The 14,092-nt window shown below is 71.8% G+C and carries 12 protein-coding genes; 9 read left to right on the top strand and 3 right to left on the bottom strand.

Annotated elements, in window-relative coordinates; all coding sequences use genetic code 11:
* The first annotated feature begins 10 nt into the window (after positions 1 to 10).
* Positions 11 to 1,456, top strand: coding sequence for an aldehyde dehydrogenase family protein (locus tag ACFYOP_RS10080; protein ID WP_356895708.1), 1,446 nt, complete (start codon positions 11 to 13; stop codon positions 1,454 to 1,456).
* An 84-nt stretch (positions 1,457 to 1,540) separates the two neighbouring features.
* Here ACFYOP_RS10080 and ACFYOP_RS10075 read toward each other — a convergent pair whose 3' ends face one another.
* The gene (locus ACFYOP_RS10075; protein WP_388451337.1) at positions 1,541 to 1,795 is read right to left on the bottom strand and encodes an alpha/beta fold hydrolase; all 255 of its coding nucleotides are present in this window, start codon (positions 1,793 to 1,795) and stop codon (positions 1,541 to 1,543) included.
* A 466-nt stretch (positions 1,796 to 2,261) separates the two neighbouring features.
* Between ACFYOP_RS10075 and ACFYOP_RS10070 the strand changes: the two genes are divergently transcribed.
* Complete coding sequence (locus ACFYOP_RS10070; RefSeq protein WP_356895710.1) at positions 2,262 to 2,735, top strand: NUDIX domain-containing protein; 474 nt, start codon at positions 2,262 to 2,264, stop codon at positions 2,733 to 2,735.
* A gap of 162 nt (positions 2,736 to 2,897) precedes the next feature.
* Here ACFYOP_RS10070 and ACFYOP_RS10065 read toward each other — a convergent pair whose 3' ends face one another.
* On the bottom strand, positions 2,898 to 3,194 hold the full coding sequence (locus ACFYOP_RS10065) for a hypothetical protein (RefSeq protein ID WP_356895712.1): 297 nt from the start codon (positions 3,192 to 3,194) through the stop codon (positions 2,898 to 2,900).
* A 315-nt stretch (positions 3,195 to 3,509) separates the two neighbouring features.
* Between ACFYOP_RS10065 and ACFYOP_RS10060 the strand changes: the two genes are divergently transcribed.
* The 7 genes from ACFYOP_RS10060 (at position 3,510) to ACFYOP_RS10030 (ending at position 12,878) form a co-directional block, all read left to right on the top strand.
* Positions 3,510 to 5,468, top strand: a complete 1,959-nt coding sequence (locus ACFYOP_RS10060) for an acyl-CoA dehydrogenase family protein (protein ID WP_356895713.1) — start codon at positions 3,510 to 3,512, stop codon at positions 5,466 to 5,468.
* 63 nt (positions 5,469 to 5,531) lie between these two features.
* Positions 5,532 to 6,782, top strand: a complete 1,251-nt coding sequence (gene dxr / locus ACFYOP_RS10055; protein WP_356895715.1) for a 1-deoxy-D-xylulose-5-phosphate reductoisomerase — start codon at positions 5,532 to 5,534, stop codon at positions 6,780 to 6,782.
* Positions 6,779 to 8,080, top strand: coding sequence for a site-2 protease family protein (locus ACFYOP_RS10050; RefSeq protein ID WP_356895717.1), 1,302 nt, complete (start codon positions 6,779 to 6,781; stop codon positions 8,078 to 8,080). The genes dxr and ACFYOP_RS10050 overlap by 4 nt, the downstream gene beginning before the upstream one ends.
* Positions 8,081 to 8,248: 168 nt before the next feature.
* Positions 8,249 to 9,418 (top strand): flavodoxin-dependent (E)-4-hydroxy-3-methylbut-2-enyl-diphosphate synthase, encoded by a 1,170-nt coding sequence (ispG, locus tag ACFYOP_RS10045; protein WP_356895719.1) that lies wholly within the window; start codon positions 8,249 to 8,251, stop codon positions 9,416 to 9,418.
* A 191-nt stretch (positions 9,419 to 9,609) separates the two neighbouring features.
* Positions 9,610 to 10,452: a GNAT family N-acetyltransferase gene (locus ACFYOP_RS10040; RefSeq protein WP_356895792.1), complete on the top strand. Its 843-nt coding sequence runs from the start codon at positions 9,610 to 9,612 to the stop codon at positions 10,450 to 10,452.
* 81 nt (positions 10,453 to 10,533) lie between these two features.
* Entirely contained in the window at positions 10,534 to 11,118 is a 585-nt protein-coding gene (locus ACFYOP_RS10035) for a GNAT family N-acetyltransferase (protein ID WP_356895721.1), read from the top strand.
* Between the two features lie 65 nt (positions 11,119 to 11,183).
* Positions 11,184 to 12,878, top strand: a complete 1,695-nt coding sequence (locus ACFYOP_RS10030; protein ID WP_356895723.1) for a proline--tRNA ligase — start codon at positions 11,184 to 11,186, stop codon at positions 12,876 to 12,878.
* A gap of 331 nt (positions 12,879 to 13,209) precedes the next feature.
* On the opposite strand, the gene ACFYOP_RS10025 is transcribed toward ACFYOP_RS10030, so the two are convergent.
* Positions 13,210 to 14,073 carry an aminoglycoside phosphotransferase family protein gene (locus ACFYOP_RS10025; protein ID WP_356895725.1) on the bottom strand — a complete coding sequence of 288 codons (864 nt, stop codon included), beginning with the start codon at positions 14,071 to 14,073 and terminating at the stop codon, positions 13,210 to 13,212.
* Positions 14,074 to 14,092: the final 19 nt, after the last annotated feature.

Below are 14,092 nucleotides of genomic sequence, written 5' to 3'. Positions count from 1 at the left end.
CGGGACCCGCATGACTTCCACCCACGCCTTCTGGCTCGCCGGCCGCCAGGCCACCGGCGAGACCGCCTTCGACGTCACCTCCCCGTGGGACGGCCGCCTCGTCGGCCGGGTCTCCGTACCGACCGAGGCCCAGGTGGAGGAGGCCGTCGCCGCGGCGTACGCCGTGCGCGACGAGTTCGCCGCGACGCCCGCCCACGTCCGCGCCGCCGCCCTCGACCATGTGTCGAAGCGCCTGGTCGAGCGAACCGAAGAGCTCGCGCAGCTGATCTCCGCCGAGAACGGCAAGCCGATCAAGTGGGCCCGTGGCGAGGTCGGCCGTGCCGTCTCCGTCTTCCGGTTCGCCGCCGAGGAGGCCCGCCGCTTCAACGGCGGCGACGCGCAGCGGCTCGACACCGACGCCGGCGGCCAGGGGCGGCTGGCCCTGACCCGCCGCTTCCCCAAGGGCGTCGTGCTCGGCATCGCGCCGTTCAACTTCCCGCTCAATCTCTGCGCCCACAAGATCGCCCCGGCGATCGCCGTCGGCGCGCCGATCATCCTCAAGCCGGCCCCGGCGACCCCGCTGTCCGGCCTGATCCTCGGCGAGCTGCTCGCCGAGACCGAGCTGCCCGCCGGCTCCTGGTCCGTGCTGACGGTCCCGAACGAGCAGATGCCCGCCCTCGTGCAGGACGAGCGCCTGCCGGTCATCTCCTTCACCGGCTCCGACAAGGTCGGCTACGCGATCATGGACTCGGTGCCGCGCAAGCACTGCACCCTGGAGCTCGGCGGCAACGGCGCGGCCGTCGTCCTCGCCGACTTCGCGTCCGAGCAGGACCTGGACTGGGCGGCGACCCGTATCGCCACCTTCTCCAACTACCAGGGCGGCCAGTCCTGCATCTCCGTGCAGCGCGTGATCGCCGACGCGACGGTGTACGACCGGCTGCTGCCGAAGATCGTCGCCGCCGTCGACGCCCAGGTCACCGGCGACCCGTCCGACGCCGCCACCGACGTCGGCCCGCTGGTCAGCGAGGACGCGGCGAAGCGCGTGGAGTCCTGGGTGGACGAGGCCGTCCGGGGCGGCGCGAAGCTGCTCACCGGCGGCAAGCGCGACGGCGCCGCCTACGCGCCGACCGTCCTGACCGACGTCCCCGCCGACACCACCCTCGCCTGCGAGGAGGTCTTCGGCCCGGTCCTGACCGTGACCAGGGTCGACGGCGAGGCCGAGGCGTTCGCGGCGGTCAACGACTCCAAGTACGGCCTCCAGGCGGGCGTGTTCACCCACGACGTCCGGACCGCCTTCCGCGCGCACCGCGCCCTCGAGGTCGGCGGCGTGATCGTCGGCGACGTCCCGTCCTACCGCGCCGACCAGATGCCCTACGGCGGCGCCAAGCAGTCCGGCGTCGGCCGCGAGGGCGTCGCGTTCGCGATGGACGACTACACGTACGAGCGGGTGCTGGTCCTCACCGGCCTGGCGCTGTAACGCCCGTACACCACGACCGACGGCCGGAGCCCACTGTGCGGGGGCTCCGGCCGTCTTCGTGCCTACCTGTCCGAGCCGGGCGCGTCAGCCACCGCTTCTCTCGACCCAGCGGGCAATCCGCGCAGCCGCTTCGTCGGGGACCTGGATGTGGCCCCCGTAGCGGTACCGCACGTACTTTGCCGACGGGTATGCCGTACGCCAGGCCCGGACGGCCGACGGCGGCGTCACCGGGTCCTCGGTGTTGGCGGCCGGCAACCGGCGCGGCGTGTCCGCCGGCTCCGGCAGGGTCCGGCTGGTTCCGTCGACCGGGCCGGGGGCTGCCGAGCACGGGCAGTGCATGCGCGTCAGCGCGTCGGCGAGCGGCCTGCCCACAGGGGCGCCCGTGCCGTGTCCCCAGCCGCGATGGGCCGGGCACACGTTGGCCAGGTAGCCGACGAACTCGCCCAGGCCGCCCTCGCCTGACGGGGCGCGCCGTCCCTCGCGGCGACCAGCCGGTCCGCGCCCTTGAGGAGTCCGGCGTGCGTGGCGCGGTCGGCGGTCTCGGCGGGCCGGGGACACGACGTCGGCGCGGCCAGGACGAGGCGGTGCAGGGGGCAGCTGTCCCGGTTGGATGCGGACCTGCTCGGCCCACGACATGACCGGCGGCGCGGCCGGCCAAGTCGTGGGCCGGGCCGAGGAGTCGGCCGGCGGGCCGGTCACCCCGGCGAACTCGGCCTCGTTGAAGTCCCCGATCCCGTACGGCTTCCGGCCGGATCTGGTGTTCTGCCCCCAGGGCCGGTCCAAGGGACCTGGATAGTCTCCGGGGATGGATCTGCGGCTGGCTGCCTACGCGGTGTGCATCGAGGGCGGGCGGGTGCTGCTCGCCCATGCGGTGCAGCCGGACGGAGAGAGGACCTGGACCCTTCCCGGCGGCAGGGTCGAGCACGGGGAGGATCCGTTCGGCACGGTGGTCCGAGAGGTCGCCGAGGAGACCGGCTTGGACGCCGTGGTCGAACGCCTGCTGGGCGTGGACTCACGGGTGATCCCCGCGGCGGAACGCCGCGTGCGCGGCCGGCCCGAGCTCCACAACGTCGGCGTCTTCTACCAGGTCCGCATCACCGGTGGCCGGCTCCGGCCCGAGCCGAACGGCGAGACCGCCGAGTCGGTCTGGACTCCGATCCCCGACGTCGCCCGCCTCGGCCGGTCGTCGCTGCTCGATGTCGGTCTCGCCCTCGCGCGGACCGTTCCGCCAACCGGCCACGTCCCTCCCGTACCGGTCGGCGGCCTGATCCGCCACTGAGGGCGGGTTCGCCGGGAAGGCGATGTTCATCTGCCGCTTCGGCTGCCCCCGCGCCGCTGGACCGGTTTCCTCGAACGGGCCGGGTTCCGCGGCGTCGAGGCGCGTGTCCTCGATGCCGCCGGAGCCCCGCCGCACCGGGACGCTGCTCGTCACTGCCCGGTGCTAGCGGGTGACGACGTTGAACACCGGGTAGACCTGCGGCTCCACTTCCGGGAGACCCAGCTCCCGGAGGACGGGGACGAGGGTATCGCCGAACTGCCGGAACGCCTCCTCGGACTCCCAGACGTCCACCACGAGCCAGCCGTTGGCGGTGGGGGCGGCGGTGTGGGAGATGAGACCGGCCACCGGCCAGTCGGCGGGGCTCTTGACCGGACCGGGGCGGCCGGCCACCTTCTCCACGCTCTGCTCGTACTGGGCCTGGGTCATCCCCGGCATGTCGATGACCGCGATGATTGCCATGATGGGTTCCTTTGTTCAGAGGCACTGGGTCGTCCGGCCAGTCGACCACCGTGGCCGGCCGTCTGCGCGCCGGCCTGAGCCGGTCAGGGTGCGGCAGCCCGTGCGGCAGCCCCGTCCGGGCTCGGGCCCGAGCCCGGACGGGACCGCGACGCGCCGGGAACGCGCGCCCGGGCAAACGCGCCGGCCACCGCCGGCCCCGTTGCTCCCGCTGCCGTACGCGGGCTGGTGGAGGTGCCCCGAATCGGGTACTACGAACGAGTAGCACCGTCCGGTACACGCCCTGGGCGGTCCCCGATTCGCGGCGAGGTGAGCCTCATGTCCGCTCCCACGGACAAGCCCCTGCACAAGCCCCAGACCCCGAAGATCAGTGAGCGCGAAGCGCGAGAGGTCGCGGAGGCGGCGCGCGAACAGGACTGGCGCAAGCCGAGTTTCGCCAAGGAGCTGTTCCTCGGACGTTTCCGGCTCGACCTGATCCACCCTCATCCCATGCCGACCGGCGAGGCCACCCGGCGCGGCGAGGAGTTCCTCGCGAAGCTGCGCGAGTTCTGCGAGACGAAGATCGACGGCGCGCTCATCGAGCGGGAGGCCCGGATCCCCGACGAGGTGATCAACGGCCTGCGCGAACTCGGCGCGCTCGGTATGAAGATCGACCCCAAGTACGGGGGCCTCGGCCTCACCCAGGTGTACTACAACAAGGCGCTCGCCCTCGTCGGCTCGGCGAACCCGGCGATCGGCGCGCTGCTGTCCGCGCACCAGTCGATCGGTGTGCCGCAGCCGCTGAAGCAGTTCGGCACCGACGAGCAGAAGGAGAAGTATCTGCCGCGTCTCGCCCGCAGCGACATCTCCGCGTTTCTGCTCACCGAGCCCGACGTCGGCTCCGACCCGGCCCGCCTCGCCACCACCGCCGTGCCGGACGGCGAGGACTACGTCCTGGACGGCGTCAAGCTGTGGACGACCAACGGCGTCGTCGCCGACCTCCTCGTCGTCATGGCCCGCGTGCCGAAGTCGGAGGGGCACAAGGGAGGCATCACCGCGTTCGTCGTCGAGGCCGACAGCGAGGGCATCACCGTCGAGAACCGCAACGCCTTCATGGGGCTGCGCGGCCTGGAGAACGGCGTCACCCGCTTTCACCGGGTGCGGGTGCCGGCGGCGAACCGCATCGGCCCCGAGGGCGCGGGTCTGAAGATCGCGCTGACCACGCTCAACACCGGCCGGCTCTCGCTGCCCGCGATGTGCGTCGGCGCCGGCAAGTGGTGTCTGAAGATCGCCCGGGAGTGGTCGGAGGTACGCGAGCAGTGGGGCAAGCCCGTCGCGAAGCACGAGGCCGTCGGCGCCAAGATCTCCTTCATCGCCGCGACCACCTTCGCCCTGGAGGCCGTTGTCGACCTGGCCTCCCAGATGGCCGACGAGGACCGCAACGACATCCGTATCGAGGCAGCGCTCGCCAAGCTGTACGGGTCCGAGATGGGCTGTCTGATGGCCGACGAGCTGGTTCAGATCCGCGGCGGCCGCGGCTTCGAGACGGCGGACTCCCTGGCGGCCCGCGGCGAACGGGCCGTGCCCGCCGAGCAGTTGCTGCGCGACCTGCGGATCAACCGGATCTTCGAGGGCTCGACCGAGATCATGCATCTGCTCATCGCCCGTGAGGCGGTCGACGCGCACCTCGCCGTCGCAGGCGACATCATCGACCCGGACAAGCCGATGTCCGCGAAGGCGAAGGCGGGCGCCAACGCGGCCGCCTTCTACGCCCGCTGGCTGCCCAAGCTCGTCACCGGGCCCGGCCAACTGCCCCGCACGTACGCCGAGTTCCACCCCGCCGGCCACCAGGACCTGTCCGCGCATCTGCGGTACGTGGAGCGCAGCTCCCGCAAGCTGGCCCGCTCCACCTTCTACGCCATGTCCCGCTGGCAGGGGCGGATGGAGACCAAGCAGGGCTTCCTCGGCCGGATCGTCGACATCGGCGCCGAGCTGTTCGCGATGAGCGCCGCCTGCGTCCGCGCGGACATGCTCCGGGCGTCCGGGGAGCACGGCCGCGAGGCGTACCAGCTCGCCGACGCCTTCTGCCACCAGGCGAGGATCCGCGTCGAGGAACTGTTCGACCGGCTCTGGTCCAACACCGACGACCTGGACCGCAAGGTCGTCAAGGGCGTCCTGTCCGGCACGTACGCCTGGCTGGAGGAAGGCGTGATCGACGCCAGCGGCGAAGGCCCGTGGATCGCCGACGCCACCCCCGGCCCGACGGTGAAGGAGAACGTGCACCGCCCGATCCGCTGAGCTTCGGCGGTGTGCGCGGTACTCCCTGTCCGGGCGGACAGGGAGTACGGCCACAATGGGGGGATGAGCGACAGCCCATCACCCCTCGCAGACCCGCATCTCGTCTTCGACGCAGCCGAAGGCCGCCGGGACATCGTCGTCCTCGGCTCCACCGGGTCCATCGGTACGCAGGCCATCGACCTGGTCCTGCGCAACCCCGACCGTTTCCGTGTCACCGCCCTGTCCGCCGCCGGCGGGCGGGTCGGCCTGCTCGCCGAGCAGGCGTACCGGCTGCGCGCGGGCACGGTCGCGGTGGCCCGCGAGGACGCCGTGCCCGCGCTGCGGGAGGCGCTCGCCGCGCAGTACGGCGCCGAGCCGCTGCCCGAGATCCTGGCCGGACCGGACGCCGCGACCGAGCTCGCCGCCTCCCCGTGCCACACGGTGCTCAACGGCATCACGGGCTCCATCGGTCTCGCCCCCACGCTCGCCGCCCTCGAAGCCGGCCGTACGCTCGCGCTGGCCAACAAGGAGTCGCTCATCGTCGGCGGGCCGCTGGTCAAGGCGCTCGCCAAGCCCGGGCAGATCATCCCCGTCGACTCCGAGCACGCCGCGCTCTTCCAGGCGCTCGCCGCCGGCACCCGCGCCGACGTCCGCAAGCTGGTCGTGACGGCCTCCGGCGGTCCCTTCCGCGGCCGCAGCAGGGCCGAGCTGGCGAACGTCACCCGTGAGGACGCCCTCGCCCACCCGACCTGGGCCATGGGCCCGGTGATCACGGTCAACAGCGCGACCCTGGTCAACAAGGGACTCGAGGTGATCGAGGCGCATCTGCTCTACGACATCCCCTTCGACCGCATCGAGGTCGTCGTCCACCCCCAGTCGTACGTTCACTCGATGGTGGAGTTCATGGACGGCTCGACGCTCGCCCAGGCCACCCCGCCCGACATGCGCGGCCCGATCGCCATCGGCGTCGGCTGGCCCGAGCGGGTGCCGGACGCGGCCCCCGCCTTCGACTGGTCCACGGCCTCCACGTGGGAGTTCTTCCCGCTGGACGACGAGGCGTTCCCGTCGGTGGGGCTGGCCCGGCACGTGGGCGAGCTGGGCGGCACGGCCCCGGCGGTGTTCAATGCCGCGAACGAGGAGTGCGTCGGGGCGTTCCTCGCCGGACGGCTGCCGTTCAACGCCATCATGGATACGGTCACCGAGGTGGTCGCCGAGCACGGGACCCCGGCTCCGGGAACCTCACTGACGGTGGCGGACGTCCTGGAAGCGGAGACCTGGGCCAGGGCCAGGGCCCGTGAAACGGCAGCGAAGGCGACGGCGGAGGCTCGCGCATGACGATTCTGTTGACCATTCTGGGCATCGCGCTCTTCGCGGTCGGGCTGCTCTTCTCCATCGCCTGGCACGAGCTCGGCCACCTCTCCACGGCCAAGCTCTTCGGTATCCGGGTGCCCCAGTACATGGTCGGCTTCGGCCCCACGCTCTGGTCACGGCACAAGGGCGAGACCGAGTACGGGATCAAGGCCATCCCCATGGGCGGCTACATCCGCATGATCGGGATGTTCCCGCCCGGTCAGGACGGGCGGATCGAGGCCCGCTCCACCTCGCCGTGGCGCGGCATGATCGAGGACGCCCGCTCCGCCGCGTACGAGGAGCTGAAGCCGGGCGACGAGACGCGGCTGTTCTACACGCGCAAGCCGTGGAAACGCGTCATCGTGATGTTCGCGGGCCCGTTCATGAACCTGATCCTCGCCGTGGCGATCTTCCTCGGCGTGATGATGACCTTCGGCTCGCCGACGCAGACCACCGAGGTCGCCGGCGTGCAGAAATGCGTCATCGCGCAGAGCGAGAAGCGCGACACCTGCGCGAAGGGCGACCCCCGGTCTCCGGCGGCCGCCGCCGGGCTGCGGGAGGGCGACAGGATCGTCGCGTTCAACGGCAAGCCCGTCGAGGACTGGTCCACGCTGTCGACCCGTATCCGGGAGACGATCGGCCCCGCCACGATCACCGTCGAGCGCGGCGGCACGGAGCAGGTCCTTGAGGCCACGCTCATCGAGAACACGGTGGCGAAGAAGGACGAGGACGGGGAGGTCGTCCCCGAGGAGTTCGTCCCGGCCGGCTACCTCGGCTTCGCCGCGAAGACGGAGATCCTTCCGCTGTCGTTCGGCGACTCCGTCGAGCGCATGGGCGGCATGATCGAGAACGGCGTCGAGGCGGTCGTCGCCCTGCCGTCCAAGGTCCCCGACCTGTGGGACGCCGCCTTCGGCGAGGGCGAGCGCAAGGACGACTCCCCGGTCGGGGTGGTCGGCGCCGCGCGCCTCAGTGGTGAGGTGCTCAATCTGGACGTGCCGACGACGAACATCGTCGCGACGTTCCTGATGCTGCTGGCCGGCTTCAACCTCTCGCTCTTCCTCTTCAACATGCTGCCGCTGCTGCCCCTGGACGGCGGGCACATCGCGGGAGCGCTGTGGGAGTCCCTGCGGCGGAACGTCGCCAAGGTCTTCCGGCGCCCCGACCCGGGACCGTTCGACGTGGCGAAGCTCATGCCGGTCGCCTATGTGGTGGCGGGCATCTTCATCTGCTTCACCCTGCTCGTGCTGGTGGCGGACATCGTCAACCCGGTGAAGATCAGCTGATCCGATCTTCCGCAGGACCCCGACGGCCGGACATCCTTTGTGTCCGGCCGTCACCTTTGGGTGGACATCGGTGTGCGATGTGCTCCGGCGAACGCCAGTGCCGTAATCTCGGGTGCTGGAGCCCGCCGATCTCGGGACCTCGATCCACACCTTGGGGTTGCACAGCAGATGACTGCAATTTCTCTCGGAATTCCGTCCGTTCCGACGAAGCTCGCCGACCGCAGGGTCAGCCGGAAGATTCAGGTCGGCTCGGTCGCCGTCGGCGGTGACGCGCCTGTTTCCGTGCAGTCGATGACGACGACCAGGACGTCCGACATCGGTGCCACGCTGCAGCAGATCGCGGAGCTCACGGCGTCCGGCTGCCAGATCGTGCGGGTTGCCTGTCCGACCCAGGACGACGCCGACGCACTGGCCACCATCGCCAGGAAGTCGCAGATCCCGGTGATCGCGGACATCCACTTCCAGCCGAAGTACGTCTTCGCGGCGATCGACGCGGGCTGCGCGGCGGTCCGGGTCAACCCGGGCAACATCAAGCAGTTCGACGACAAGGTCAAGGAGATCGCCAAGGCCGCCCGCGAGACGAGCACCCCGATCCGGATCGGTGTGAACGCGGGTTCCCTCGACCGCCGGCTGCTGGAGAAGTACGGCCGGGCGACGCCGGAGGCGCTCGTCGAGTCGGCGCTGTGGGAGGCCTCCCTCTTCGAGGAGCACGGCTTCCACGACATCAAGATCTCGGTCAAGCACAACGACCCGGTCGTCATGGTCAACGCCTACCGTCAGCTCGCCGCCCAGAGCGACTACCCGCTGCACCTCGGCGTCACCGAGGCGGGCCCCGCCTTCCAGGGTACCATCAAGTCCGCCGTCGCCTTCGGCGCGCTGCTCGCCGAGGGCATCGGCGACACGATCCGGGTCTCCCTGTCGGCACCGCCGGCCGAGGAGGTCAAGGTCGGCATCCAGATCCTGGAGTCCCTCAACCTCCGCCAGCGCCGCCTGGAGATCGTCTCCTGCCCGTCCTGCGGCCGCGCCCAGGTCGACGTGTACAAGCTCGCCGACGAGGTCACCGCCGGCCTGGAGGGCATGGAGGTGCCCCTGCGGGTCGCCGTCATGGGCTGCGTCGTCAACGGACCCGGCGAGGCCCGCGAGGCCGACCTCGGTGTGGCCTCCGGCAACGGCAAGGGGCAGATCTTCGTCAAGGGCGAGGTCATCAAGACCGTGCCCGAGTCGAAGATCGTCGAGACCCTGATCGAAGAGGCGATGAAGATCGCCGAGCAGATGGAGAAGGACGGCGTCGCCTCCGGTACGCCGGACGTCGTCGCGGTGGGCGAGCCCGGCGCCTGACCGGCCGCCCCGGGGAGCCCGGCTGATCCCGACGCCGCACCCGCGCGCGGCTGAACCGCCGGCCCCCGGAAGCTCGTCCAGGACCCCGCCGACCCCGCCGGTCGGTGGGGTCCTTCCGTGCCCGCGCCACCCCCCGGACCAGCCGGGTAGAGTGCCAAGACCAGCAAACCGTGTGATGAGGCGCCCTCGTGTTGACGCAGACCACCACCCGGGTCCTCGACCCCGGCGAACTCGGCGCAGCGCTCGCCATCCTCGAGAGCGAGCCCGTGACGAATGCTTTCGTCACGTCCCGCGTCCAGGTCGCCGGGCTCGACCCGTGGCGACTCGGCGGTGAGATGTGGGGCTGGTACGCGGACGGGCACCTGCGCTCCCTGTGCTACTCCGGCGCCAACCTCGTCCCCATCTGCACCACCCCGGAGGCCGTGCGCGCCTTCGCCGACCGCGCCCGCCGGGCGGGGCGCCGCTGCTCGTCCATCGTCGGCCCCGCGGAGCCCACCGCCCAGCTGTGGCGGCTGCTCGAACCGAGCTGGGGCCCGGCCAGGGACGTACGCCCCAACCAGCCGCTGATGGTCACCGACCGGGTGCCGGCGGACATCGAGCCCGATCCGCACGTCCGCCGGATCCGCAAGGACGAGATGGACGTGATCATGCCCGCGTGCGTGGCCATGTTCACCGAGGAGGTCGGCGTCTCCCCGATGGCCGGCGACGGCGGACTCCTCTACCAGGCGCGGGTCGCCGAACTCGTCGGCACCGGCCGGTCCTTCGCCCGCATCGACGACGGCAAGGTCGTCTTCAAGGCCGAGATCGGCGCCGCCACCGACCGGGCCTGCCAGATCCAGGGCGTCTGGGTCGCCCCCGAATACCGGGGCCGCGGACTCTCCGAGACCGGCATGGCGGCCGTTCTGCGCTACGCGCTGGCGGACGTGTCACCGGTCGTCAGCCTGTACGTGAACGACTACAACACCGCCGCCAGGGCCTCGTACCGGCGGGTCGGATTCCGTGAGGTCGGCGCCTTCATGAGCGTGCTGTTCTGATTCCCGCACACCCGTCACCGGTCCGCCCGTGCGATGCCCGCGGGCCCGTACGCGGCGACGACGACAAGTAGGGTTCGGCTCATGCCAGCACTCACCGGGGACGGCGGCGTCCACGGCCCCGACGCCGTGGTCGGACCGCTCGACCTCGCCGCGCGGGTCGACGAGGCGCTCGCCGTGCAGGCGCTCGCCTTCGGCCTCACCGAGGACGAGATCGACATCCGCCGGTACATCGTGCTGCGCCATCTGCAGAACCCCGGCGCCCGCGCGCTCGGCGCCACGACCGCCGACGGCCGGCTCGTCGGATTCGTCTACGGAATGCCCAACGACCGCGCCCACTGGTGGTCCACCGTCGTCGAGCCGTATCTGCGCCGGACCGGGACCGAGAACTGGCTGGACGACTCCTTCGTCATCACCGAGCTCCACGTCCACCCCGGCTTCCAGGGGCGCGGCGTCGGACGCGAACTGATCACCGTCCTCACGGACGCCGCGGACCAGCCCCGCTCCATCCTCTCCGCGATCGACACCGAGAGCCCAGCCCGCGCGCTGTACCGCAGACTCGGGTACCAGGACCTCGCGGGCCAGGTGCTCTTCCCCAGCGCGCCCAGCCCGTACGCCGTGATGGGCGCCCCGCTGCCGCTGCGGCGGGGGAGCGGCACGGGGAACTGATTTCCGCCTGCCGGTGCGCCCCGGCTAACCTCCTGCACATCACACGTTCCGAGCAGGAGTTCACCATGGCCCAGGTCCAGCGCATGTCCCGTCTGATGGTCAAGACATTGCGCGACGACCCTGCGGACGCAGAGACGCTCAGCCACAAGCTCCTCGTCCGCGCCGGTTACGTCCGCCGCAACGCCGCGGGCATCTGGTCCTGGCTGCCGCTCGGCAAGCGCGTCCTGGAGAACGTCACCCGCGTCGTACGCGAGGAGATGGACGCGATCGGCGCGCAGGAGGTGATGCTCCCGGCGCTGCTGCCCAAGGAGCCGTACGAGGCGACGGGCCGCTGGGAGGAGTACGGGGCCGAGCTGTTCCGCCTGAAGGACCGCAAGGGCGCCGACTACCTGCTCGGCCCGACCCACGAAGAGATCTTCACCCAGTTGGTCAAGGACCAGTGCACGTCCTACAAGGACCTGCCGGTGGTCCTCTACCAGATCCAGACCAAGTACCGCGACGAGGCGCGTCCGCGCTCGGGCATCCTGCGCGGCCGCGAGTTCCTGATGAAGGACTCGTACTCCTTCGACACCAGCGACGAGGGCCTCGCCGCGTCGTACGCGCTGCACCGCGAGGCGTACATCAAGATCTTCGAGCGCCTCGGCCTCGAGCACAAGATCGTCTCCGCGGTCTCCGGAGCGATGGGCGGCTCGGCCTCCGAGGAGTTCCTGGCGCCCGCCGCGGCGGGTGAGGACACGTTCGTCTACTGCCCCTCCTGCGACTACGCGGCCAACACCGAGGCCGTCACCTTCGCGCTCGCCCCGGCCGAGGGAGCGGAGCACGGTCCCGTCGAGGAGCTGGACACCCCGGACACCCCGACCATCGAGACGCTCGCCGACCACCTGGGCGTACCGGCCTCCGCGACCCTGAAGAACCTGCTGGTCAAGGTCGACGGCGAGATCGTCGCGGTCGGCGTTCCCGGCAACCGCGAGGTCGACCTCGGCAAGCTGGGCGACCACCTGGCCCCGGCCACCGTCGAGCTGGTCACCGCGGAGGACTTCGTCGGCCGCCCCGACCTGGTGCGCGGCTACGTCGGCCCGCAGGGACTGGAGAAGGTCCGCTACATCGCCGACCCGCGCGTCGCACCCGGCACGGCGTGGATCACCGGCGCCAACGTGGAGGGCAAGCACGCGAGGAACGTCGTCGCGGGCCGGGACTTCGAGGTCGACGAGTACCTCGACGTCGTGGTCGTCGAGGCGGGCGACCCCTGCCCGTCGTGCGGCACAGGGCTGAAGCTCGACCGCGCGATCGAGATCGGCCACATCTTCCAGCTCGGCCGCAAGTACGCCGACGCCTTCCAGCTCGACGTGCTCGGCCAGAACGGCAAGCCGGTCCGCGTGACCATGGGCTCCTACGGCGTCGGCGTCTCGCGCGCGGTCGCCGCCCTGGCTGAGCAGTCGGCCGACGACAAGGGTCTGTGCTGGCCCGCCGAGATCGCCCCGGCGGACGTGCACGTCGTCGCCGCGGGCAAGGCGCTCCAGACCGAGCTCGCCCTCGACGTCGCGAACCAGCTGGGCGAGGCGGGCCTGCGGGTCCTCGTCGACGACCGCGCCGGTGTCTCGCCGGGCGTGAAGTTCACGGACGCGGAGCTGATCGGCGTCCCCAAGATCCTGGTGGCGGGCCGCCGTTCGGCCGAGGGCGTGGTGGAACTGAAGGACCGCCGGACGGGTGAGCGCGAGGAGCTGCCGGTGGCGGAAGCGGTGGCGCGCCTGCGCGCCTGACGCCGTGCCGGGGGGCCTGTTCCCCTCTGGAACCGGGCTCCGCCCGGACCCGCGCCTCAATCGCCGGCGGGGCTGGGTGTGGCCGGTCTTGTCGGGGCTCCGCCCCGAACCCCGCGCCTCAAACTCCCCCTACGGCCTGGCGGCCGTGGGAGGTGCCCCCAGCGAGGCTGGAGTTGCCCGGCTGGGCTGGGTGCCGCGCAGCGGCATTTCCAGCCCGGCCGGCGATTGAGGCCACCGCGCGGAGCGCGGTCCGGGGTCCGAGGCTTGCCCCGGTTCGGGAAGGGGCGGGTAGGGGAACAGCCCCGCGCAGCGGCCACCGCCACCGTCCCCGCTACAGCCAGCCCGCGAACTCCAGCGCCAGTTCGCCCTCCGCGCGCCGCCCCGCGGCCACCGCGCGGGTTCCCGACTCCACCGCCCGGAACAGCGTCCAGCCGCGCAGCCGTTCGCGGTCGACCTCCAGGGAGTCCGCGAGCTTGTTGACGCGGCGGCGTGCCGCCGACGGGCCCGCGGAGGAGGCGATGAGGTCCTCGACCCGGTCGCGCACCAACCGCGCCAGGTCGTAGGCGCGTTCGCCGACCAGTGGCTCCGGTCCGACCGCCAGCCATGGCACGCGGTCACCGGAAAGCACCTTGCCCTGACGGAAGTTGCCGTGCAGCAGCAACTCCTCGGGCGGCAGCGCGACCAGTTCGTCCCGGGCCGCCAGCGCCGCCGCGACGAGCGGCTCGACGGACGCGCGCATCGTCTCGGCCTGCCGCCCGGTGCGCCGCGTCACCGTCTCGAAGCCGTGGCCGGCCGGCGGCTCCACCCACAGCCGGCGCACCGTGCCCGCCGCCTCCAGCAGCGCCTTGGCCTCCGGCAGCGAACGGAGCGAGACCTCGGGGTGCAGCCGTTCCAGCAGCAACTCCTGGTCGGTGGCGTCCAGCAGCCGCACCGCGCCCCAGCCGTTCCACTGCTCCAGTGCCGCCCGCTCGAGGGCCGGGGCGGCGGACGGCGGGGCGAGCTTCAGGGCCGCGGGGGTGCCGTCCGGCTGCCGTGCGAGGAGGACCAGGCCGCTCCGGCCGCCCGGCGCGACGGCCCGCTCGACGTCCAGCTTCCGCCGGTCCACCGCCTCCTGGACGGTTTCGGGCAGCCGGGCCAGCCACTCGTCGTCCTCACCGAGTGCCCGGACCAGCCGCTGCGGCGGTTCGAAAGCCATACGTCCGTGGTTCCCTTTC

It is taken from the genome of Streptomyces sp. NPDC006294, from assembly GCF_042870895.1.
GTDB lineage: Bacteria > Actinomycetota > Actinomycetes > Streptomycetales > Streptomycetaceae > Streptomyces.
This window is presented reverse-complemented; position numbering and strand designations above follow the sequence as displayed.

Coding starts and splice junctions, on each gene's coding strand:
- ACFYOP_RS10080 (WP_356895708.1), top strand. CDS start 11: ATGACTTCCACCCACGCCTTCTGGCTCGCCGGCCGCCAGGCCACCGGC.
- ACFYOP_RS10075 (WP_388451337.1), bottom strand. CDS start 1,795: ATGCACTGCCCGTGCTCGGCAGCCCCCGGCCCGGTCGACGGAACCAGC.
- ACFYOP_RS10070 (WP_356895710.1), top strand. CDS start 2,262: ATGGATCTGCGGCTGGCTGCCTACGCGGTGTGCATCGAGGGCGGGCGG.
- ACFYOP_RS10065 (WP_356895712.1), bottom strand. CDS start 3,194: ATGGCAATCATCGCGGTCATCGACATGCCGGGGATGACCCAGGCCCAG.
- ACFYOP_RS10060 (WP_356895713.1), top strand. CDS start 3,510: ATGTCCGCTCCCACGGACAAGCCCCTGCACAAGCCCCAGACCCCGAAG.
- dxr (WP_356895715.1), top strand. CDS start 5,532: ATGAGCGACAGCCCATCACCCCTCGCAGACCCGCATCTCGTCTTCGAC.
- ACFYOP_RS10050 (WP_356895717.1), top strand. CDS start 6,779: ATGACGATTCTGTTGACCATTCTGGGCATCGCGCTCTTCGCGGTCGGG.
- ispG (WP_356895719.1), top strand. CDS start 8,249: ATGACTGCAATTTCTCTCGGAATTCCGTCCGTTCCGACGAAGCTCGCC.
- ACFYOP_RS10035 (WP_356895721.1), top strand. CDS start 10,534: ATGCCAGCACTCACCGGGGACGGCGGCGTCCACGGCCCCGACGCCGTG.
- ACFYOP_RS10030 (WP_356895723.1), top strand. CDS start 11,184: ATGGCCCAGGTCCAGCGCATGTCCCGTCTGATGGTCAAGACATTGCGC.
- ACFYOP_RS10025 (WP_356895725.1), bottom strand. CDS start 14,073: ATGGCTTTCGAACCGCCGCAGCGGCTGGTCCGGGCACTCGGTGAGGAC.